Raw genomic sequence first — 22,192 nt, forward strand, 5'->3', positions numbered from 1 at the left:
AGTGAGCAAGATGAATAAAGGAATTTTAAATTATGATTTTGGCGTACAGGTTGATCTGTATTTACTTATCAAAAGCGCCACAAAAGGGATAGCGAGTAATGGAAAGCCATTCTTAACCCTTATTCTTCAAGATCAAAGCGGTGAGATAGAAGCAAAACTTTGGGACGCTAATGAAGAGGATGAAAAGAATTTCATTGCACAAAAAATTGTTAAAATTATCGGGGATACTCATAACTATCGCGGTAAAAGCCAGCTGAAAATTCGCCAGATTCGAAGAACAGGACCTAGTGATTCAGTTAAGTTGGAAGATTTTTTAGCTACGGCTCCATTAAGCCAAGAGGAAATGACAAGTAAACTGACACAATATATTTTTGACATGAAAAACCCAAACATCCAAAGAATTACCCGTCATTTATTGAAAAAGCACCAGCAGGCTTTTCTAGAATATCCAGCAGCTACGAAGAATCATCACGAGTTTGTATCAGGACTAGTCTATCATGTTGTAAGTATGCTTGATTTGGCCAAATCCATTGCAACACTATATCCTAGTCTCGATAAGGATTTACTTTATGCAGGCGTGATTTTGCATGATATGGGAAAGGTCGTGGAGTTATCGGGTCCCATTTCTACTGTTTATACAGTCGAAGGAAATTTACTTGGTCACATTACGATAATGGTAAATGAAATCGGCAAAGCCGCTGAGGAGCTAGGAATAGTTGGTGAGGAAGTTTTAATTCTTCAGCACCTTGTTTTAAGCCACCATGGAAAAGCGGAGTGGGGAAGTCCGAAGCCGCCGTTAATTAAAGAAGCTGAAATTCTTCACTATATCGATAATCTTGACGCAAAAATGAACATGCTCGATCGTGCTTTAGAAAGAGTGAAACCTGGAGAATTTACTGAAAGAGTATATGCCTTAGAAAACCGCTCATTTTATAAGCCAATCTTTCATAAATAAAATAACCCAATTGGGTTATTTTTTTTAAGCTCATAGAATATTTATCTATTACTCGAATATGTTGTATAAAAAGTGGACAACCACTAACGAAGGGAGCAATAATAAATGACTATTCCTATTTGGGTATATGCAGTCGTGGTTGGAATTGTAATTAGTGCGTTGATGGCAATCAAAACAGGCAGAGAAGAACGTTTGTTAGAAATGGAAAATATTGAAAAAGAGGGAGAGATATATTTAACCCGTCTAGAAGAAGAAAAAGAAAGACGTGAAGGAGAAAAAGTCACTGCGGAATAAAAAAAGAAGGGACTCGATTATTCAGAGTTCCTTCTTTTTGCTTTATTGTTGTGCTGGTGCAGTTTGTGGGTCAAGAGCGTTTTCTAAATCTTTATCGCTGATTTTCACTTTTGCATCCTTAATTTCTTTTTGCATGATTTCATTAATCTTTTCAGTGGTTAATTTTGAAGACTTTAATTCTTTTTCCATTTGGTCTTTCATTTCTTCAAAGGATTTCTTCTCTTTTTTGTCCGTTAATTGAATAACATGATAACCAAATGATGTTTTAACAGGTGCACTGATTTCATCCTTTTTAAGTGCATATGCTGCCTCTTCAAAAGTAGGATCCATCGCTCCCGGACCAAACCATCCTAAGTCTCCACCAGCTGCTTTAGCCGCTTCATCCGTAGAATAAGTATTGCTTACATCTTCAAATTTCTCTCCAGCATCAAGTTTTGATTTCACTTCTAATGCTGTCTTTTCATCCGCAACAAGAATATGACGAGCCTTAATTTCAGGCTTATAGTTGTCGTAGTATTCCTTTACTTCTTTATCTGTTACTTTAATGGACTTCATAGCAGCTTTTTCTTGCATCATGCCGAGTTTCATTGTTTCTTTAAAGGCATCTTCATCCGCATAGCCGTATTGTGCTAATGCAGCTTCAAAGTTTTCTCCAAGCTGTTCTTTTAATTCAGCAACCTTGGCATCTAATTCTTTCTCCGTTACTTCGTATTTCTCGGAAAGGACTTTTTCATAGACAAGCTGTTGTAATGCTTGTGCCCCCACCTTTTCCTTCATTGCTTCATAAAGTTCATCCTGTGTAACATCTCCAGCACTGCTTTCTGCCACAGTAGAACCGCTTTGATTACATGCGCTTAAGGCAATAACCCCGCCAGCTAATGTAAGGGCTAACATCCATTTTTTCATGAGGAACCTCTCCTAAACAGTAAATTCTTGTGGGTTTTTGTCCACAAACTATACTATAACATAAATGGTAACCACTGCAAAAATATTTCCTGTCTTGTTTACAGAATTTTGGGCATATACCTATCGCGATTTCGGAATTTGTACATACGATACAATGTAAGAAAAAATGAATACTGTTCAACTGCCTAGAGACTAAGCAGGAGATTCTCAATGGATCATTACCCATTATGAAAAAGGTGGACTTTTTCATAAGAAAATAAGGTAAGAGCCTAGTCGAAATGAATACAGCTTGAATAGTATATCGTAGAAAATCATAAAGGAGGTATTACGATGAGTGGTGGACACGGAGCAGGATTTGCATTGATTGTAGTCCTATTCATTCTATTGATTATTGTTGGAGCATCTTGGATTTGCTGCTAATGGAAAATAATAAATGATGCAGACAACAACTTACCACTTAAGAAAGGGGAGAATTGTGTGTCTGGTACTGGATTCCACGGTGGAGGATTTGCGTTAATCGTAGTTCTTTTCATCCTGTTAATAATTATTGGGGCTTCTTGGCTATAACCTGAAGACAAAATTAAAAGCGATGAGAAAATTCTCATCGCTTCTATTTTTTGGTTACAATATTAAGCTACATGAATTAAGCCTATGTATACAGTATTTCTACATAGGATGAAATCAGTAATATCGTGACAAGTACATTTATTGTGCGAAATACTTTGTGCTGACGTTCCTCTGGGATATCCTTTTGAATACAAAGGGAATTGGTCATTTTGTTAACATAATATAAAATAAAAATGGCCAAGACAATAAAAACGGAGATCATCAACGATTCCCTCCCTGATGTTCATTTATGTTAATACATTATCAAAAATTTACAAAAAAAGATAGTTAAAAGGATTGGTAGAAAAGTAGGAAATAAATTGAAATTGCTGCCAATAAAGTTTTCTAGGTGGTGTTTACCAAGGAACAAAACCATTAAAGAAAAAGGTTTACCTCTGACTTAATAAGGTAAATAATGAATATAAGAAATGTATAAGAATGTTCGGAGGTCGAAGTGTATGGATAAATATGCTGAATTACAAGCTAGAGTGAATCTTCTTGAATACCATCAAAGGCTGCTATTAAAAATGTTATCTGCCCCCAATCTCGAATTCTATAGATTGGTCATTGAAAATGGGATATCAGAACAGGAAGTACAAGCCTTCAACAAACTTTGTGAGGAAATGAACAAAAAAATGGAAGAACAAAAAGCGGAAGGGTTTATTAATTTTCATCCGCTTTTCAATGAGTTTTTATATTCGTTGCCAGCAAAATTTGACGTGAAGGAAGTAATTCAAACTTGTTTAAATCAACGACTATACGAACCTCTTTTTAGAGAGTTCCATAAATGCCTTTAATATTAAAGTAGTTCTTTTTCAGTTTTCTCGGACTTCCTAAGCTTACCAGCATCTTCGTTAAATTCTGTTTCGATGTTATGGAAGGAACGCTCAAAGATCTCCATAAAATCATCTCCATAGATATTGCGAACAATTGCCATCATTTCAATAATATCGGGAAACTTTCCGTATAGGTCTCTTAACGGTAAAGCTCCAGTGAATGCAGCATTGCCGTTTGGCTGATAGGATTCCATTATACGAAGAAAAATCTCTTCACCTTCAGGGGTGAGTTGAATATAAGTATTCCTTTTATCATTCTCTTTCTTTGAAAATTGGAGCAATCCTCTTTCTTCTAACTTTTTTTGAAAAATTAAACGCTGTTGAGACATGCATGACCCCAAACTTTGCCACATCGGAAATGGAAGCCCCATTTAAATGGTATGCGATCCAAAGGATATGATGTTCATTAATATTTAAATCAAAAGGCTTTATCCATTGCTGCCAATCTTTCTCAATTGATTTCCACAAGGCTTTACTTAACTGTGCAATACGCTGGCTAAATAGCATCGCTTCTTTCATTGAATACTGTTTCTCCGACATCCCCAATTTCACCTACTTTTTTATTTCTCTATTAACATTATGCCAATAAAGTAAAAATTAATAAAGTGTAAATTCACAAAATTTTTAGAAATTACGTATTTTTCTACTTGAAATTTTTTTTTATTAAAATCTATAACAATATTTCTGTTTTTTTTTCGTTTTTCTTCCTAATAATTTCAACCTTTTGAATATTCTACATAGAGAAGGACACTAAAACATATGAATGAAAGTATCAACTCTTGGGTCTTCAATAGGGGGTAGGATATGAAAAGCGTAAGTACGATTCTTTTTTTACTTAGTGTATTGCTCTTTGTCGGTGCTATTTGGAATACGTTAGCTTTAAAAAGACCAGGATTTTATCCACCTAAGCAAGTCTTGAAGAAAAGATCTTCAGCATTAGCAGGAGGTGGAGGGATTCTTTTGATAGTGGCTATTATACTATCAAGTTTTTAATCAACTATTGTCAGGAATTATAGAAAGAAAAGAACCTTTCGTAGGTTCTTTTCTCTCTGTATTATTTGGAAATGCTAATAGATGATGACGACTTCGTTCTTTTGGCAACTGAAAGTGCAACTGGATACAAAATAACCATAATAATTGTATTCAGGGCAATTGCAGGTAAGACACCTGCAGCAAAAAGTGCAGCGAAAGAACTTGGCAGGCCAACAATGAAATGGGCTGCTCCTAAAAAGACTGTCCCTGAAACCAATGTCCCAATTGCAGTTAAGGCGGCAACACTTATGATAGAATTACGGTATTGCTTTAAAGCCAAAAATAAACCAAAAAAGACCAAAGCAGTAATGGGCTTATCAATGATATTTGGAATCTGGCCGCCAGGAAAACCAGTGGTGAGTGCAGATAATGCTCCGGTCACAATGGACAACAGCATAACACTCTTAATATCTGGAATCAGAATAATTCCTAAAAACATCATTGCAAGCATCATATCTGGTTTAATGGTAAGAAAGGCTGGCATCACCGTGTGTAAGACTACCCCAATTCCCGCCAAAAGTGATAGGACTACTAGATTCTTTGTATTCATTTCTCATCTCTCCTCAGCTGACTAAGCTATTTGTTTCTCCTGTAGTACGCTAAATGTCTACAGCGAAAAACTTGTTATCATTATAGCACAGGTATATAAAAATAATAAAGATATAATTTTCAGATAATTTAATCTTTCTTTTAAAAATGCTTGCTGATATTTGCTGCCATCTCTTTTAGCGTTTGTGGAGTGTAGTCGCTTGTATTTGATTTCCAAACCGCACCAAATCCATCTCCTTGACCATAGCGTGGAATTAAATGCATATGGAAGTGATAGACCGTTTGCCCAGCTTGTTCACCGTTATTATTAACTAAGTTTAGTCCGAGTGGCTTATATTCTTCTTTAAGTGCATTTGCAATCGCTGGGACAGATTCGAAAAGGTTTTTAGCGATGTCAGGAGTGAGTTCAAACAAATTTTCTTTATGTACTTTAGGAATAACAAGTGTATGCCCTTTTGTTACCTGACTGATATCTAGAAAGGCCATAACATGTTCATTTTCAAATACTTTTGCTGCTGGAATTTCACCATTAACTATTTTACAAAAAATACAATCGCTCATTGAATTGACAACCCCTTTATTAACTTTGATATCCGTATTTTACCATATGTACCAGCAATAAAAAAAGAAAGAGACAGGATCCGCATGGAATCCTGTCCTCTCGAAGGGGATTGCTTCATTTTATACGTTCATTCAGGAATTACGTTTGATAAACACCTCATTTGACAATTTAGTGTTTTTTTATAAACAGTAATCTTTGTTCAAGCTGACCATCCCCTATGTGTTTTTATAGTTTTCTCAACTTATAAAAACGGATGATAATCTGCGGTAAACACCTCATTTATTTTTTTGATAAATAGCTGGTGTTATTTGAACTCTAAATGGTTACCAGGCAACTTGTGCAAAACAACCATCCCCTTATTTGAAACGTTTAGAAGCTACTTGTTTGAAAAGTTAAATGTCTTTGACAGACACCTCATTTCAAATTTTGATGAATCACTTCATCGAGTAGTAGGTGTTTCCCCTTCGAATATTATGATGTCCGTTTTGATTTTAAATATACAAAAAAAGTATCAAAAATTTGAATTCCTATTTTTATCAACTGCGATTTGGTAAAATGTAAGGAAATCATGATATAGAAAGGACGGAAATCATGTCTTTATTATCAATTGAAGGTCTTACTGGCGGATATACAAGGAATCCTGTTTTAAAAGATGTATCCTTCGAAGTAAACGAAAAAGAATTAGTTGGATTAATTGGACTGAATGGTGCTGGGAAAAGTACAACGATTAAACATATTATTGGTTTAATGGAACCGCATCGCGGAGAAGTGAAAATAAATGGACGTACGATAACAGAGGATAAAGAGGCTTACCGAAAAATGTTTACTTTTGTGCCAGAAACACCTGTTTTATACGAAGAACTCACCCTCGAAGAACATTTGAGATTAACGGCAATGGCATATGGTTTAGATGAGACTACATATAAAGCACGAATTGAGAAATTATTAGCTGAATTTCGGATGGAAAAAAGACTGAAATGGTTTCCAGCTCATTTTTCCAAGGGGATGAAACAAAAAGTAATGATTATGTGCGCCTTTTTGGTCCAGCCATCTCTGTATATTGTGGATGAACCATTTGTTGGTCTTGACCCACTTGGGATTCAATCATTGCTTGATTTAATGAAAAAAATGAAAGAAAACGGTGCAGGTATACTAATGTCAACCCATATTCTTACCACTGCGGAAAAATACTGTGACTCATTTATCATTCTGCATGAAGGAAAGGTTCGTGCCAAAGGGACACTTGATGAACTCAGAAAGCAATTTTCAATGCCGACAGCTTCATTAGATGATTTATATATCCAATTAACGAAGGAAGAAAAATATGTTTGATGAAAAAAAGCTATGGAAGGACAGATCTATTCATCGTCTAAAAGAATTTGGCACTTATCTTCGTTATATATTAAATGGTCATCTGGTTGTTGTCCTGTTATTTCTAATTGGTACGGCTGCCTTTTATTATCAAGAATGGATAAGTTCATTATCACAAGAATTTCCTGTAGAAATTATTATTGCGTTAATACTAGGGATGTTATTAACACACAGTCCTGTGTATACTTTTTTGCTTGAGGCAGATCAGGTATTTTTAATACCACTTGAAACAAGGTTAAAGAGATATTTCTTGCAATCTGGGTTAATAAGTCTAATCTTTCAAGGATATATCTTATTAATGGTGTTAGCCATTTTGATGCCGATGTATGCGCACGTTAGTGCAAATGGTTTTCAATCGTTTTTTATTTTTTTACTGGTGTTATTGATCATAAAAGCATGGAATCTTGCACTTAACTGGAGAATTCACTATTATGTTCAGCCATCCGTTTATATTTGGGACATGTTCGTCCGTTATTTCATAAATGTAATCTTTACTTTTTTATTATTTAGCAACGCCAATATACTTTTCTTACTAATATTTGCCTTCATTTTGGCATTTTACTATCAATCCTTTTATGTTAGAACGAAAAAAATGGGTTTGAAGTGGGATTTACTTATTACTCAAGAAGAGAAGCGTATGGCTTCCTTTTATCGATTAGCTAATTTATTCACAGATGTACCGAAATTAAAGGATACGGTTAAGAGAAGAAAATGGTTAGACATATTTATTCAATCCATTTCTTTTTCACAGAATAAAACCTACCATTACTTATTTGCACGAACATTCCTGAGAGCATCTGATTATTTAGGTCTTTTTATTCGTCTAACTGTAATCGGAGCTTTAGCACTGTACTTTATTTCCTTTGGGTGGGGGCAAATCGTTCTGTCACTGTTGTTTATTTATCTAACTGGATTTCAACTGCTGCCCTTATGGAATCATCACCAAAACAAGCTTTGGATTGACTTATATCCAGTATCTCAAAACCATAAAACAGCTGCATTCTATTCTATTCTAAGAACGATTCTCTATATTCAATCCACCGTTTTTTTCATGATTGTTTTGATAAAAGGGGAATGGCTCTTTTCGTTAGCAGTCCTGCTCTCAGGATTATTATTTAGCATTTTATTTGTAAATGTTTATAGTAAGAAAAGGCTAAAAGCATGAATGGATTCGGAAAATATCTAATATTCTTTTGCTGAGGGGAGTGGGAGCATGAACGAATATGAGTTAAAGGTATACGGTGAAGTGGTTGAATGGAAAAGGAAATTAACAAGACGGTCAGGGATGATGAATCGAATATCCAAAAAGGCTCAAGGGAAAATAAATGAAATGATCCCGGAAAAGGTCCACGAGGTCATGACAGAAAGTATAAAGGGAATGGTCAAAACGACCTTATTTGGATCCCAACTCACAACGAACAAAAATCAAGCTGCAGGTCTGAGCCTAGAAGAGCGTGATGAATTAATGAGAAAAAAGACGGCTGTATTTCAAAAGACTGCCCTAGTGGAGGGGGCAGGGACTGGCGCTGGAGGAATCCTGCTGGGTCTTGCCGATTTTCCATTACTGCTTTCAATAAAAATGAAATTTCTTTTTGAAGCGGCGTCTATTTATGGATTTAACACAAAAGAATTTGAAGAACGGCTATTTTTACTGCATATCTTCCAGCTTGCTTTCTCAAGTGATGAAATTCGCAGAGAAACCTTATCCGACATTGAAAACTGGGAAGAGAGAAAGCAGACGCTCGTGGAAATGGATTGGCGCAAATTTCAACAGGAATATAGAGATTATATTGACCTAGTAAAGATGTTCCAGTTAGTGCCGGGAATCGGTGCATTTGTGGGTGCATATGCCAATAACAATTTATTAAAACAATTGGGTGAGACGGCCATGAATGCATACAGATTAAGAATCCTAGAAAAAGCCCCTGAACTTTAGTGATGTTCAGGGGTTTCATTTAATCTGCTTGGTGTATCCTAATTGCTGCGGTACCTAGAGTTTTTGCAGCTATTAACATTGCATTCTCATCGATGTCAAATTTCGGATGGTGATGTGGGTAGCCTGGATCAGCACCAGGAGGTTTTGCGCCTGTGAAAAAGAAGGTGCCGGGTATTTTCTTTAAGTAATAAGCGAAATCCTCTCCACCCATTTGCGGCTCAGATTCTTCGATGGTAAGAACTTCAGGAACTTCCTTAGCAAGAGAGACAAGAAATTCTGTTTCTTTTGCATGGTTGACTACTGCTGGATAACCTCTCTCATACAAAAAGGTATAGGTGCTGTCAGACAAGTAGCAGGTTCCTTTAATAATTCTTTCCATTTCTTCTTCAATGTATTGACGAACATCATCATTAAAGGTTCGGACGGTCCCAACAAGCTTTGCTTTATCTGCTATTACGTTAAACGCATTTTCAGACATAAATGTGCCTACTGTAACAACCGCTGATTCAACTGGATTCACCTTGCGGCTGACAATTTGTTGTAAATTTAAAACCAGCTGTGAAGCAGTGACAATAGCATCCTTTGTTTTATGGGGCTGTGCACCATGTCCGCCTTTTCCCTGAATATCAATTTCAAAACGATCAGCTGCTGCCATAATCGGTCCTGTTCGATATTGGATGGTGCCGGTTGCCTCACTTGCCCATAAATGAGTTCCAAATATAACATCAACACCATCTAAGCAGCCATCCTCAATCATGGTGATGGCTCCGCCTGGTGCAAATTCCTCGGCATGCTGATGAATAAAGACATAATTTCCTTCCAGCTCATCTTTCAATTCATCTAGCACCTTTGCAAGTACAAGGAGAGTGGCAGTATGTCCATCATGGCCGCAGGCATGCATGACCCCAGGAACTAATGATTTATAAGGTACATCCTTTTCATCATGGATAGGGAGTGCATCAAAATCCGCTCTTAGTGCCACGGTTTTTCCAGGTTTCTTGCCGTATACTTTCGCGACAACTCCGTTACCACCAACATTTCCTTTTACCTCTATTCCAAGGTTTTCATAATATGCCTTTATATACTGTGCCGTATTATATTCTTGAAAGGACAATTCAGGATGCTGGTGCATAAACCTGCGAAGGGATACCATTTCATCATAGTAACCTTCTAATTTCAAAAACAATTGATTGATCATTAAAATTCCCCCCAACACCAAAATTTATGGGATGTGTTAAAGCTAAATATTGATTCTAGCACTCTGTTGATTTGCGCGGAAGGCACGAGACTCCTGCGGGAGACCCCGCAGGCGCTCAAGCGCCGAGGAGGCTCCCCGTACCGCCCGCGGAAAGCGAAGTGCCTCGTGTTCAGGCAGAGACCGCCTGTCACTGCGGTGATTATTCAAAGAAGCTTTCCTTAGTGGAGCGCAAATCAACAGACTAATTTAACACAGCCACTTTATAAAGTATTTTCAAACTATTTTAACACTTTTACACTATTATGTAGATTTTTATGTTTGTTTTCTTTATAATTTTATAGAGTTTTGACAGAGAAAGGATAATGTAATCGATGAAAAAAGGAAATCGTAGTACATACTTAATTTTAGGTTTTGCAATTCTTATAGCAATCTATATTTCTATCAAAATAGCTGCTAAACAAACCTTTTGGCTGGATGATAAACTAGCGGATTTATTTACATATGTACCTGACACCTTTAATCCATTCTTTATTCTCCTTACTGAATTAGGAGACAAAAAGGGGATAGGTATTGTTGCGTTGATTGTGTTGGGATGGCTATTGCTGCTAAAGAGAAATTTCTTAGGAGCTGCTGCCATTACTCTATCTGTCGCTCTAGGAAATGAAGTAAATAAACTTCTAAAGGACCTAATTTCACGCCAAAGACCTGACCTTGATCATCTGGCACATGTGGATAGCTTAAGTTTTCCAAGTGGACACGCAATGGTTGGATTAATTTGTTATTTTTTTATTGCTTACCTTGTTATAGAAGAGCTGAAGTCAGCCACAGCCAAAAAACTTGTTATCCTATTTACAGCGCTTTTATTGCTGTTAATTGGTGCAAGTCGCATCATTCTTCAAGTCCATTACCCAACGGATGTCATTGGTGGCTACGCATTTGGCTATATTTGGGTGATGCTATCTATATTTATTTACCATTTCTTCAAAAAGAAATTAAAAAATAACAAAAAAAGAGGCTGAGGCCTCTTTTTTCTTTCTGTTGTGCGCCCGGCATGGGTGCAGTCTCTAGGGTGAAAGTCCCGAACCATGAAGGCAGTAGTAATGGTTAGCCTAACGCAAGGGTGTCCGCGGTGACGCGGAATCTGAAGGAAGCGAGCGGCAAACCTCCGGTCTGAGGAACACGAACTTCATATAAGGCTAGGTATCATTGGATGAGTTTGCAACACAAAACAAAGTCCTTACTGCCGAAGGTGGTACAGAGTAAATGAAGCAGATAGATGGAGGGAAAGACTGTACTCTTACCCGGGGAGATCTGATTGATAAGCCAAGTACACTTGGTAAACTATCTAGCAATGGATAGCTGAACAATCAGAAGTCAGCAGAAGTCATAGTACCATTCTTACTCGAGAAAGAATGGGAAGGACTGAACTATTAAGAAAGAATGAAGTCTGCACATTCGGTGATTGCATTGAACACAGACAATCCGAAAGGACCTACCTAAAGGAGGAAGCGGTGAATCCGTTGGGGACTCTAGGAGGGTGGAGCAAAAGTCGGCATAAACAGAACCTTCATTCACGTAGAAAGGATAACATCATGTTAATGGAACTAATTCTATCACGGGAAAATCTCTTAACTGCCCTAAAAAGGGTAGAGCAGAACAAAGGAAGTCACGGCATAGATGGAATGTCCGTAAAATTCCTACGACGACATCTCTATGAAAACTGGGATTCCCTTCGGGAAACTTTGAGAACAGGTAACTATCAACCTTCTCCTGTTCGCCGTGTCGGAATCCCGAAACCAGGCGGAGGGATAAGGCTTTTAGGCATACCGACTGTGACAGACCGTTTCATCCAACAGGCAATCGCCCAAGTATTAACCTCAATCTTTGATCCAACATTTTCTGAAAACAGCTATGGTTTCCGACCTAACAGGAGCGCCCATAATGCGGTAAGAAAGGCAAAGGGTTATATCAAAGAAGGTTACCGCTGGGTAATTGATATGGACTTAGAGAAATTCTTTGATAAGGTTAATCATGACATACTGATGGGAATACTCGCTAAGAGAATTGAAGACCGCATTCTTCTCAAACTAATCAGGAAATACCTTCAATCAGGTGTAATGCTTAATGGGGTCGTACAATCAACGGAGGAAGGTACTCCGCAAGGGGGACCTCTCAGTCCACTACTTTCAAACATAATTCTTGATAAATTAGATAAAGAATTGGAAGCCAGAGGGCATAAGTTTGTCCGTTATGCGGATGACTGCAACATTTATGTTAAGTCATTAAAAGCAGGGGAACGTGTGATGGAATCCATTACGACGATTATTGAGCAGAAACTAAAATTGAAGGTAAACAGGGATAAGTCGGCAATCGACCGTCCGTGGAAACGGAAATTTCTTGGTTTCAGTTTCACATTTAATAAAGAACCGAAGGTGCGAATAGCGAAACAAAGCATTAAACGCTTTAAGACGAAGATTCGAGAAATTACCTCTCGGTCAAAACCTATCCCACTTGAGGTAAGAATTGAAATGTTAAACCGCTATCTTACAGGATGGTGCGGGTACTTCGCTTTAGCGGACACTCCAAGCAAATTCAAAGAATTTGATGAATGGATAAGAAGAAGGCTAAGAATGTGCGAATGGAAACAGTGGAAGAAATCTAAAACTAGAGTTAGAAAACTGATTGGTTTAGGCGTCCCTGGTTACAAGGCGCACGAATGGGGCAACTCCAGAAAGAAATACTGGAGAATCGCCTGTAGCCCAATATTACACAAAACCCTCGATAACTCATATTGGAGTCAACGAGGGTTGAAAAGTCTATATAACCGTTATGAAACTTTACGTCAATCTTAATAGAACCGCCGTATACCGAACGGTACGTACGGTGGTGTGAGAGGTCGGGGGTTAGTCACCCCCTCCTACTCGATTAAAAACGAAATAGTCACCGGACCCAAAAATAGTATGAGTCAGAGTTACTTTAACCCTTATGAGTGACGGCTTCATCATTTTTTATAAGGATAGGGGCTGTCATCGCTCAATTATTATATGAGGAACATCGCTACTATCGTAGTGACTACAAGACCAATTACGACTGGAAGCAGATTTCTCCTTGCTAATTCAAATGGGTCAACGTTACAAATAGCGGCAGCAGGGATTAATGCCCAAGGTACTAAGGTTCCGCCCCCCACCCAAATGGCAGCTATTTGGCCAAGTGCAGTTAGAGTGGCGACACCTTTACCGATTGCAACCGCAAACAAGCCTGCGACTGACCCAGCGAGTGAAATCCCCGAAAATCCTGATCCATCTAAGCCTGTAATCGCTCCTACCGTAGTTAGCGTCACTGCCCCGACCACTTTACTTAATGGAACTATATTTGCTAACGCAATACCCAGGTCATTCACAATACCTTGAGATCCATCTGGTAAAAAGTCACCGATAATCTTTCCAAAACCTGCATCACCTAAATAGAAGAAGGCAGCGATTGGGATTACTGGGCCAAAGACCTTAAAACCAAAGGTAAATCCTTCAATCATATAGGAAGTTGTTTTTTCAAGTCCCTTATTTTTATGGCTGACCATGGTGATAATGAGCAGGATGAAAATCGATGTTCCACCAATTAATGCAGTTGCGTCACCCCCAGTCAGGTCAAGGAATAACATAGCTGCAACGTCAATGGCAAATAATATCGGAACAAGAATGGCAAAGAATTGCTTTTGGCCAATTGTAAGGAGATTTTTCTCGGATGTGGTTTCATCATTTGTTTCCAAAGGTACATATGGAGTTGGCTTTAATACACCATTTTTCATATCTCTCTTTAGAAAATAGAAGGCAGCTATCGTGGTGACAATCCCCATTACAAATACTAAGGGTATACTAGCACTGATGACATCACCGATTGGAATTCCAGCAGCATCTGAAGTTAGTTTTGGGGCAGCCTGTATGACAAAGTCACCTGATAAGGCTATACCGTGTCCGAACAAGTTCATTGCCATCGCAACACCCAAGGCCGGAAGTCCCGCCCGTAAGGCAACTGGAAGCAATACTGCACCAAGCAGGGCAACAGCAGGAGACGGCCAGAAGAACCAGGAGATTACCATCATTAGTATACCAATGGTCCAATACGCGAGAGCAGGGTTACGGATTAATTTTGTAAAAGGTGAAATCATGACATCGTTTATCCCGGTTGAAGTTAAGGTTTTGCTCATAGCCACAATAATGGAGATGACTAATATGGTTGATAACAGTTCTGTAATCGCATAAATAAAACTGTTGAAAATACTACTGACTGAACTGCTTAATGATCCTGTTGCCGTAATCCCAATCAGGAATATCCCGACGATGCAGATAAGTGTGGTATCTCTTCGTTTGACCATAAATCCGATAATAAGAGCTATAAAGACAACATATATCCAATGGAGAGCTGAAAGCTCAATAAGCATAAAATGACCCCCTTTCATCTTCATCAAAAGGACGAATATAGTTATTCGCCCACATGATGTAATACAGAATATGAATCTATATGAAAGTGGTGAAAGGGTTTTGAAGAAATAGTAAACGTAAAAACGACTTTTTTTTGACACTTGTCATCGTTACCTATACACAAATAGGAATAACCGATATAGTGAAAAGAGTGCGTTGTACTCTATGAAGTTTTTAATTTTTTGCTACATATATTAGAATATAATCAGACATGTCTTTCGAAAGGTGGATTTATTTAGATGACCAAGCAAATCAACGAAACATTTTTAAAAGCAGCAAGAGGGGAACAGACAGACCACGTACCCGTTTGGTTTATGCGTCAAGCAGGACGCTCGCAGCCAGAATATAGAGAGATTAAAGAAAAATACTCTTTGTTTGAAATTACTCACCAGCCTGAACTATGTGCATACGTAACCCGCCTTCCAGTTGAGCAGTACAATGTTGATGCGGCAATTCTATATAAGGATATCATGACTCCGCTACCAGCGATTGGAATGCAGGTTGAAATAAAATCAGGGATTGGTCCTGTTATTGATAACCCAATCACTTCATTAGCAGATGTTGAAAAACTGGGTGAAATTAATCCTGAACAGGATGTACCCTATGTTTTAGATACGATTAAATTATTAACTCAAGAACAATTGTCTGTTCCGTTAATTGGATTTTCTGGGGCCCCTTTTACACTTGCAAGTTACATGATTGAAGGCGGACCTTCTAAAAACTATAATAAGACAAAGGCTTTTATGTACTCTGAACCGAAAGCATGGTCCGCTTTAATGGAAAAGCTTGCTGATATGATTATTACATATGTGAAATCACAAATTAAGGCTGGAGCGAAAGCGATTCAAATCTTTGATTCTTGGGTTGGGGCTTTGAATGTTGAAGACTACCGCTACTTTATTAAGCCGGTCATGAATAGAATTTTCACAGAACTGAAAGAAGAGAATGTTCCACTCATTATGTTTGGAGTAGGAGCGAGTCATCTTGCTTTAGAGTGGAATGACCTGCCACTTGATGTCGTTGGATTGGATTGGCGTTTACCGATTCAACAAGCTAGAGAGTTAGGAATTCAAAAAACGGTTCAAGGTAATCTTGACCCAGCAATCCTGTTAGCACCATGGGAAGTGATTGAAGAAAGAGCTAAAGCCATCCTAGATCAAGGCATGGCGCAGGGAGGTTATATCTTTAACCTTGGCCATGGGGTATTCCCGTCTGTTAAACCTGAAACATTAAAAAGATTAACCTCATTTGTTCATGAGTATTCCGCAACAAAACACAGCAGATAAAAACGCTATTCGAGTGTTAATATTGGTAAGATAGCTGTTTTTTTGGCACAATATAATATGCATGAAAAAAAGAGGGCCCTAAATCATTAGAGGCCCTCTCAATCGGTGAATTGAAGCTAATATTGGACAAGGTACTATATTTTAGGCTGTGTTAAAGCTTAATTTTGATTTTGGCACTCTGTTGATTTTCGTTCCAGACACGAAGACTCCTCGAAAATGCTATCGCATTATCTTCGTGCTTGGGCGGATTCGTGGATGTAAAAAAATTCAATGTCCTGCGGGAGGACGGGGCAGGGGAGACCCCGCAGGCGCTTAAGCGCCGAGGAGGCTCCCCGTACCGCCCGCGGAAAGCGAAGTGACTGGAGCGGAAATCAACAGACTAATTTAACACAGCCATATTTTAAATGAGCAACAAGACTTAAAAACGAGGTGCGGAAGATGACTATAAAGAAAATGGGATTACTCGTAATGGCTTACGGAACCCCATATCATTTAGATGATTTAGAACGTTATTATACACATATTCGGCATGGAAGAAAGCCTAGTCCAGAAATGATAGAAGAATTACGTGGCCGCTATGAAGCAATCGGTGGAATATCACCACTAGCAAAAATTACAATTGAGCAGGCTAAAAAACTAGAAGAACATTTAAATCGGGTCCAGGATGAAATAGAGTTTAAAATGTATCTTGGCTTAAAGCATATCGAACCATTTATCGAAGATGCTGTTAAGGACATGCAAGCAGATGGGATTAAAGAAGCTGTTAGTATAGTCTTGGCGCCGCATTTTTCAACATTTAGTATTAAATCCTATAATACCAGGGCAAAGGAAGAAGCGGACAAACTCGGTGGTATTACTATCACATCCATTGACAGCTGGTATGATGAACCAAAATTTATTACCTACTGGGTAGAAAAAATAAAAGAAATTTATGAGCAAATGCCTCAAGAAGAAAAAGATAACGCTATGATGATTGTCTCAGCACATAGTCTTCCTGAGAAGATTTTGCAATTTGGAGACCCTTACCCAAGTCAGCTTCAAGAAACAGCTGATTTAATTGCAAAGCAAGCTGGAATAAGTAATTATGCGATTGGCTGGCAAAGCGCAGGGAATACACCAGATCCCTGGTTAGGACCCGATGTACAGGATTTAACTCGAGACTTGGCGAAAGAACACCCATACAAAGCATTTGTTTATGCACCTGTTGGTTTTGTTTGTGAACATTTAGAAGTCCTCTATGACAACGATTACGAATGTAGAATTGTTGCCGAAGAAGTTGGAGCGAGTTATTATCGTCCTGCAATGCCAAACGCACATGATGATTTAATTGATGCAATGTCTACTGTTATCTTAAAAAGATTAGCTAACTAATCAGAATCGAAAAGAAAGAAGGGTGACATCCGTGGCGGAAGAAAAACAGAAGGTAGCCATCATTGGGGGAGGAATTGCAGGGCTTACTGCAGCGTATTACCTTCAAAAAGTCATCAATGAAAAAAAGCTGCCTTTCGAAATCAAACTTATTGAAGCATCTCACCGTCTCGGAGGTAAAATGCAAACCGTAATAAGGGACGGTTTTACCATTGAAAAAGGTCCTGATTCCTTCCTTGCTAGAAAAGTGAGCATGATCAGACTAGCAAAGGAAGTAGGAATGGAGGAGCAATTAGTTTCTAATTCAACAGGGAAATCCTATGTTCTTGTCGATGACAAGCTTCATTCAATGCCTGGGGGTTCGATCATGGGAATCCCAACTGAAATAGGCCCATTTATTACAACAGGGTTATTCTCCATTCCGGGGAAGGTCAGAGCAGCTGCAGATTTTATTTTACCGAGATCACCAGGTAATATTGACCAGTCTTTAGGAATATTTTTTCGAAGAAGGTTAGGCGACGAGGTGGTAGAGAATCTAATTGAACCGTTATTATCGGGAATTTACGCCGGTGATATCGATCAAATGAGCTTAATGTCTACTTTCCCGCAATTCTATGAGGTGGAACAAAAACACCGGAGCCTCATTTTAGGGATGAAAAAGACTACGCCTTCAAAACCGAAAACACAAGAACCAGCCGAGAAGAAAAAGGGTGCTTTTTTAACCTTTAAGTCTGGTTTGCAGTCCTTCGCTGAAGGGATTGAAGCGAAGATAGACCCCAATTCTATCCTAAAAGGGCATCGGGTTGATAAAATAACAAAGAAAAATAAGCAGTATGAGCTTTATCTAAATAACGGTGAGACAATGGCTGCTGACTGTATTATTGCGGCAACACCGCATAAGATTACGCAATCAATGTTCTCAGACTATCATTTTTTTGATCCATTTAAGTCAGTCCCCTCTACATCTGTTGCCACCGTGGCCCTTGCCTTTCCTGAAGAAGCCATTAAAAAGGATTTAGATGGAACAGGATTTGTTGTTTCTAGGAATGGTGATTATTCTATTACTGCCTGTACTTGGACACATAAAAAGTGGGAACACTCTACTCCGGAGGGTAAAGTGCTGCTGCGCTGTTATGTAGGAAGAGCCGGGGACGAAACAATTGTAGAACTTTCTGATGATAGGATTATTAAGATTGTAATGGATGATTTAAGCAGGACAATGGATATTGGAATGCAGCCTGATTTTGCCATCGTTTCTCGCTGGAAAGATTCAATGCCGCAATACACCGTGGGTCATAAACAACGCCTTGAGACCATTAGAAAGCATATTAAATCTGAATTGCCTGGAGTCTTTTTAGCCAGCGCATCCTTTGGTGGAGTAGGACTTCCTGATTGTATAGACCAAGGTGAAGCCGCAGTAAAAGGTGTATTAGAGTATTTAAATGTCAAAGCATAAACTAAGAAGCTGTTTTATTAATAGCTTCTTTTTTTATAAATGAGGGGGTACAAAGTTGAAGTTAACAATTATTGGTCTTTGGGGTGGATACCCTCCAAAAAATGGGGCGAGTTCAGGATATTTACTTGAACATGAAGGGTTTAATTTGTTGATAGATTGTGGCAGTGGTGTTCTTGCGAAAATGCAAAATATTATTGAGCCGGAAATGCTTGATGCTGTGTTAATCTCTCATTATCATCCAGACCATATTGCAGATATAGGTGTATTACAGCATGCCCGCTTAATTCAGGGTTTTTTAGGGAAGAGTTTTCCGACCCTGCCTATCTATGGACACTCCTATGACCAATCAGAATTTGCAAAATTAACCTATAAAGAAATCACGAAGGGAATTGCCTACTCGCCTAATGAGATTCTTACTGTCGGACCATTCCAGGTTTCCTTCTTAAAAACAGACCATCCCGTACCCTGCTATGCAATGAGAATAGAAGGAAATGGGAAATCACTCGTGTATACAGGTGACAGCTCCTTTAAAGAAGAATTTATTGAGTTTGGCAAAGATGCGGATCTATTATTATGTGAATGTAATTTCTATCAGCATCAAAATGGAAAGTCTGCAGGTCATATGAATAGCATTGATGCAGGGGGATTTGCAGGAAGAGCAGGTGTTAAACAATTAATCTTAACCCATCTTCCCCATTACGGAGATATATCTAAGCTTATCGATGAGGCAAGTACTGAATATACTGGTATAATAAAGCTTGCAGATGAATTTCAAACCATTTCACTATAGGAAAGGGAAGGATAGTATGTTATTTATCGATAATAAAGGCATCACCGATCCACGTATAAATCTCGCCATTGAAGAGTATGCTTTGAAAAATCTTGATATCAATGAAACATATTTATTATTTTACATAAATGAGCCATCCATTATCATTGGAAAAAACCAAAATTCAATAGAAGAAATAAATACAGAGTATGTTGAGAGCAATGGTATACATGTGGTACGAAGATTGTCTGGCGGCGGAGCCGTATATCATGACCTTGGCAACTTAAATTATAGCTTTATTACAAAAGATGATGGGGACAGCTTTCATAATTTTCGCAAATTTACAGAGCCGGTTATTGCAGCGCTTAAACAAATGGGGATAAATGCAGAATTAAGTGGCAGAAATGATATTTTAGCTGAAGGAAGGAAGATATCTGGGAATGCCCAATTCTCAACAAAAGGCCGTATGTTCACCCATGGAACACTTCTGTTTAATTCTGAAATGGATCACATTGTCTCCGCTTTAAGGGTGAAAAAGGATAAAATTGAATCCAAGGGAATCAAGTCAGTCCGCAGCAGAGTGGCTAATATTTCAGAATTTCTGACAGAGAAATTATCTGTTGAAGAATTTCGTTCTTCCTTACTGAAATTTATTTTTCAAGGGGAAGAAGTAACGGAGTATGTGCTTACAGAAGAGGATTGGGAGAAAATTCACCAGCTTTCTAAAGAACGCTATCAAAATTGGGACTGGAACTACGGGAAATCGCCAAAGTTTAACCTCCAGCATTCGCATCGTTTCCCTGTGGGGCAAATTGATGTTCGATTAGATGTGGATAAAGGTGTTATTGAAAACTGTAAAATTTATGGTGACTTTTTTGGTGTTGGTGATGTAAGTGAGATCGAGAATAAACTGAAGCATGTTCGCTACGAAAAGAACGAGTTAGAAGCAGCGCTTAAAGATGTCGACACAACCTTTTATTTTGGAAATGTAACAAAAGAAGAATTTATCAACCTCATTTATTAGAGTTTAGCACGGTGAAATATTCACCGTGTGTTTTTTTGCTTTCTATCCGGTATGTTGACACATACAAGGTATAAAACCCTTTGTAAAATTCAATACAAAACTCAAATTCCTTCATAATATATAGGGCGTTCATCTTTGCCATGGGAAATAGGAGTGAGGATAATGGGGACGATTATATTTATCGGTTTAAATAAATCCGGGTCAAGCAGAGAGGCAGTGAAAGCTGCAAATGAATTAGGTTATTATACAGTTGTTTTTACCAATCAGGAAAAGCAAATCCAGCAAAGAAGTGAATATAAAGATGTTCATCAACTGATTTTTGTGGACCTTAGCAATATCGAAGAGATAAAAAAACAAATTAATATATTGATGGATCGTGGAAATGAAATAATAATTATTACCAGTTTTGTCGCAAAATACGTTCAGACTGCCTCGATGTTGGCTGACGAATACTGCGAAAACTATTTATCAACGGAAGCTCTTGCTATTATGGAAAATAAAGAAAAAACTAGAACTTTTTTTACTAACCAATCATTCACTCCAAGATTTAAGTTAATAACAAAAGACATGCCTTTTGTTATAACTAACCAGATATTAATGTTCCCGGTGGTAGTGAAGTGTGCTTCTTCAACTGGCTCAAGGGACGTCATCTTTGCAGAAAATATGATGAAACTAGAAAAAAACGTAAATATGCTGCGCTCCAAAGATTCAAGTGAAACCATCATCATTGAAGAATATGTGAATGGAGACCAATATTTAGTGGAGGTTCTGGTCAGCAACTGGAGGGTTCTAATTGGTGCCGTAATTAAGCAAGAAATTACAATGGGGAAACGATTTATTGTAACGGGATACGGGGTGTTAGCAGAAGTACCGCGACATCTAGAAGAAAGCTTACTTGAATTAATTGGAACAATCGTGACCTCTTTAGAATTTCAAAATGGTGCCTTTCATTTGGAACTAAGATTGACGGAGGATGGCTGGAGACTAATTGAAATAAATCCTAGAATTTCCGGCGGGGCAATGAACAAGATGATTCAAGCAGCTTTTGGTTATAGCTTAGTGGAAGAAACACTAAAGTTGTTAATAGGAGAGACTCCTTCATTAGTAAAGTTCACAAATCATTATGTTTTTACACAGTATGTCATCCTTGATAATAAAGGCATTTTAGAAAAGGTAACAGGCAAGGGAAGGGCAGCGGCTACACCTGGTGTGGTAGAAGTATACGTCAAGCCGAAGAGTGGAACTTATGTAATACCTCCCTTATCAATGGGACACCGCTATGCGTATGTAATTGCCAGAGGAGATACGCTCGAAGAAGCAGAAAATATTGCAAAGCAGGCAGCGAATGAGATTACCTTTCACCTAAGAAGAGAGTAAAGGATCCCCACACTGGTTTATGGGGGTCTTTTTAACGTTATTTTTTTACTGAAACCGTGGTTTACTTGTATTTTGGTTAATTTATTATTTGTATGCTTGTTGCTTAAAAGTCCAAGCTTTCTCAATTTTTCAGAATAAATTATGAGTGAATAATAAACTGAAAGTGGAAATGACATATGGGAATTCGTC

At 38.2% G+C, this 22,192-nt stretch carries 23 protein-coding genes and 1 pseudogene; 17 read left to right on the top strand and 7 right to left on the bottom strand.

Features of this window, described 5'->3' with window-relative positions; genetic code table 11:
• Positions 1–10 precede the first annotated feature (10 nt).
• Together yhaM and QNH48_RS07460 are read left to right on the top strand one after the other, a co-directional pair.
• Positions 11–955 (top strand): 3'-5' exoribonuclease YhaM, encoded by a 945-nt coding sequence (gene yhaM, locus QNH48_RS07455; protein ID WP_283954395.1) that lies wholly within the window; start codon positions 11–13, stop codon positions 953–955.
• A gap of 105 nt (positions 956–1,060) precedes the next feature.
• A complete protein-coding gene (locus tag QNH48_RS07460; protein WP_283954396.1) occupies positions 1,061–1,249 on the top strand; it encodes a sporulation YhaL family protein in 189 nt (62 codons plus the stop codon).
• 42 nt (positions 1,250–1,291) lie between these two features.
• Here the strand turns inward: QNH48_RS07460 and QNH48_RS07465 are convergent, their stop codons facing one another.
• A complete protein-coding gene (locus tag QNH48_RS07465; RefSeq protein WP_283954397.1) occupies positions 1,292–2,155 on the bottom strand; it encodes a peptidylprolyl isomerase in 864 nt (287 codons plus the stop codon).
• A 330-nt stretch (positions 2,156–2,485) separates the two neighbouring features.
• Between QNH48_RS07465 and QNH48_RS07470 the strand changes: the two genes are divergently transcribed.
• A complete protein-coding gene (locus QNH48_RS07470; protein ID WP_052427488.1) occupies positions 2,486–2,575 on the top strand; it encodes a YjcZ family sporulation protein in 90 nt (29 codons plus the stop codon).
• A 57-nt stretch (positions 2,576–2,632) separates the two neighbouring features.
• On the top strand, positions 2,633–2,722 hold the full coding sequence (locus tag QNH48_RS07475) for a YjcZ family sporulation protein (RefSeq protein WP_179158486.1): 90 nt from the start codon (positions 2,633–2,635) through the stop codon (positions 2,720–2,722).
• 82 nt (positions 2,723–2,804) lie between these two features.
• On the opposite strand, the gene QNH48_RS07480 is transcribed toward QNH48_RS07475, so the two are convergent.
• Entirely contained in the window at positions 2,805–2,984 is a 180-nt protein-coding gene (locus tag QNH48_RS07480; RefSeq protein ID WP_283955709.1) for a hypothetical protein, read from the bottom strand.
• 235 nt (positions 2,985–3,219) lie between these two features.
• Here QNH48_RS07480 and QNH48_RS07485 point away from each other — a divergent pair, with 235 nt between their 5' ends.
• The gene (locus QNH48_RS07485) at positions 3,220–3,558 is read left to right on the top strand and encodes a DUF1878 family protein (RefSeq protein WP_283954398.1); all 339 of its coding nucleotides are present in this window, start codon (positions 3,220–3,222) and stop codon (positions 3,556–3,558) included.
• A 2-nt stretch (positions 3,559–3,560) separates the two neighbouring features.
• On the opposite strand, the pseudogene QNH48_RS30455 reads toward QNH48_RS07485, so the two are convergent.
• Positions 3,561–4,137, bottom strand: a pseudogene (locus QNH48_RS30455) (HTH-type transcriptional regulator Hpr).
• A 264-nt stretch (positions 4,138–4,401) separates the two neighbouring features.
• Here QNH48_RS30455 and yhzF point away from each other — a divergent pair.
• Entirely contained in the window at positions 4,402–4,590 is a 189-nt protein-coding gene (yhzF, locus tag QNH48_RS07500; RefSeq protein ID WP_283954401.1) for a membrane protein YhzF, read from the top strand.
• A 61-nt stretch (positions 4,591–4,651) separates the two neighbouring features.
• On the opposite strand, the gene QNH48_RS07505 is transcribed toward yhzF, so the two are convergent.
• Both QNH48_RS07505 and QNH48_RS07510 read right to left on the bottom strand, forming a co-directional pair.
• The gene (locus tag QNH48_RS07505) at positions 4,652–5,179 is read right to left on the bottom strand and encodes a tryptophan transporter (RefSeq protein ID WP_283954402.1); all 528 of its coding nucleotides are present in this window, start codon (positions 5,177–5,179) and stop codon (positions 4,652–4,654) included.
• Between the two features lie 140 nt (positions 5,180–5,319).
• Positions 5,320–5,739 carry an HIT family protein gene (locus QNH48_RS07510; protein ID WP_283954403.1) on the bottom strand — a complete coding sequence of 140 codons (420 nt, stop codon included), beginning with the start codon at positions 5,737–5,739 and terminating at the stop codon, positions 5,320–5,322.
• 592 nt (positions 5,740–6,331) lie between these two features.
• On the opposite strand from QNH48_RS07510, the gene QNH48_RS07515 reads away from it, so the two are divergent.
• The 3 genes from QNH48_RS07515 to QNH48_RS07525 are packed head-to-tail and all read left to right on the top strand — an operon-like array spanning position 6,332 to position 9,047.
• Positions 6,332–7,072 (top strand): ABC transporter ATP-binding protein, encoded by a 741-nt coding sequence (locus QNH48_RS07515; protein ID WP_095248540.1) that lies wholly within the window; start codon positions 6,332–6,334, stop codon positions 7,070–7,072.
• Positions 7,065–8,276: an ABC transporter permease gene (locus tag QNH48_RS07520; RefSeq protein ID WP_283954404.1), complete on the top strand. Its 1,212-nt coding sequence runs from the start codon at positions 7,065–7,067 to the stop codon at positions 8,274–8,276. The genes QNH48_RS07515 and QNH48_RS07520 overlap by 8 nt, the downstream gene beginning before the upstream one ends.
• Positions 8,277–8,324: 48 nt before the next feature.
• Positions 8,325–9,047, top strand: a complete 723-nt coding sequence (locus tag QNH48_RS07525; RefSeq protein ID WP_283954405.1) for an EcsC family protein — start codon at positions 8,325–8,327, stop codon at positions 9,045–9,047.
• A 19-nt stretch (positions 9,048–9,066) separates the two neighbouring features.
• Here QNH48_RS07525 and QNH48_RS07530 read toward each other — a convergent pair whose 3' ends face one another.
• Positions 9,067–10,245, bottom strand: a complete 1,179-nt coding sequence (locus tag QNH48_RS07530; protein ID WP_283954406.1) for a M20 family metallopeptidase — start codon at positions 10,243–10,245, stop codon at positions 9,067–9,069.
• A 371-nt stretch (positions 10,246–10,616) separates the two neighbouring features.
• Here QNH48_RS07530 and QNH48_RS07535 point away from each other — a divergent pair, with 371 nt between their 5' ends.
• Complete coding sequence (locus tag QNH48_RS07535) at positions 10,617–11,264, top strand: phosphatase PAP2 family protein (protein WP_283954407.1); 648 nt, start codon at positions 10,617–10,619, stop codon at positions 11,262–11,264.
• Between the two features lie 573 nt (positions 11,265–11,837).
• Positions 11,838–13,097: a group II intron reverse transcriptase/maturase gene (gene ltrA / locus QNH48_RS07540; protein WP_283955694.1), complete on the top strand. Its 1,260-nt coding sequence runs from the start codon at positions 11,838–11,840 to the stop codon at positions 13,095–13,097.
• 188 nt (positions 13,098–13,285) lie between these two features.
• Here ltrA and QNH48_RS07545 read toward each other — a convergent pair whose 3' ends face one another.
• Entirely contained in the window at positions 13,286–14,683 is a 1,398-nt protein-coding gene (locus QNH48_RS07545) for a hypothetical protein (protein ID WP_283954408.1), read from the bottom strand.
• A 279-nt stretch (positions 14,684–14,962) separates the two neighbouring features.
• Here QNH48_RS07545 and hemE point away from each other — a divergent pair, with 279 nt between their 5' ends.
• The 6 genes from hemE (at position 14,963) to QNH48_RS07575 (ending at position 22,003) form a co-directional block, all read left to right on the top strand.
• Positions 14,963–16,009 carry a uroporphyrinogen decarboxylase gene (gene hemE / locus QNH48_RS07550; protein ID WP_283954409.1) on the top strand — a complete coding sequence of 349 codons (1,047 nt, stop codon included), beginning with the start codon at positions 14,963–14,965 and terminating at the stop codon, positions 16,007–16,009.
• A 438-nt stretch (positions 16,010–16,447) separates the two neighbouring features.
• The gene (gene hemH / locus QNH48_RS07555) at positions 16,448–17,380 is read left to right on the top strand and encodes a ferrochelatase (RefSeq protein ID WP_283954410.1); all 933 of its coding nucleotides are present in this window, start codon (positions 16,448–16,450) and stop codon (positions 17,378–17,380) included.
• 31 nt (positions 17,381–17,411) lie between these two features.
• Complete coding sequence (gene hemY / locus QNH48_RS07560) at positions 17,412–18,833, top strand: protoporphyrinogen oxidase (protein WP_283954411.1); 1,422 nt, start codon at positions 17,412–17,414, stop codon at positions 18,831–18,833.
• 55 nt (positions 18,834–18,888) lie between these two features.
• Positions 18,889–19,623, top strand: a complete 735-nt coding sequence (locus QNH48_RS07565; RefSeq protein WP_283954412.1) for an MBL fold metallo-hydrolase — start codon at positions 18,889–18,891, stop codon at positions 19,621–19,623.
• Positions 19,624–19,639: 16 nt separating this feature from the next.
• Complete coding sequence (gene lplA / locus QNH48_RS07570; protein ID WP_095248554.1) at positions 19,640–20,626, top strand: lipoate--protein ligase; 987 nt, start codon at positions 19,640–19,642, stop codon at positions 20,624–20,626.
• Between the two features lie 162 nt (positions 20,627–20,788).
• The gene (locus QNH48_RS07575; protein ID WP_283954413.1) at positions 20,789–22,003 is read left to right on the top strand and encodes an ATP-grasp domain-containing protein; all 1,215 of its coding nucleotides are present in this window, start codon (positions 20,789–20,791) and stop codon (positions 22,001–22,003) included.
• Positions 22,004–22,192: the final 189 nt, after the last annotated feature.

The sequence above is a fragment of the Neobacillus sp. YX16 genome (assembly GCF_030123505.1).
Taxonomy (GTDB): Bacteria; Bacillota; Bacilli; order Bacillales; family Cytobacillaceae; genus Neobacillus.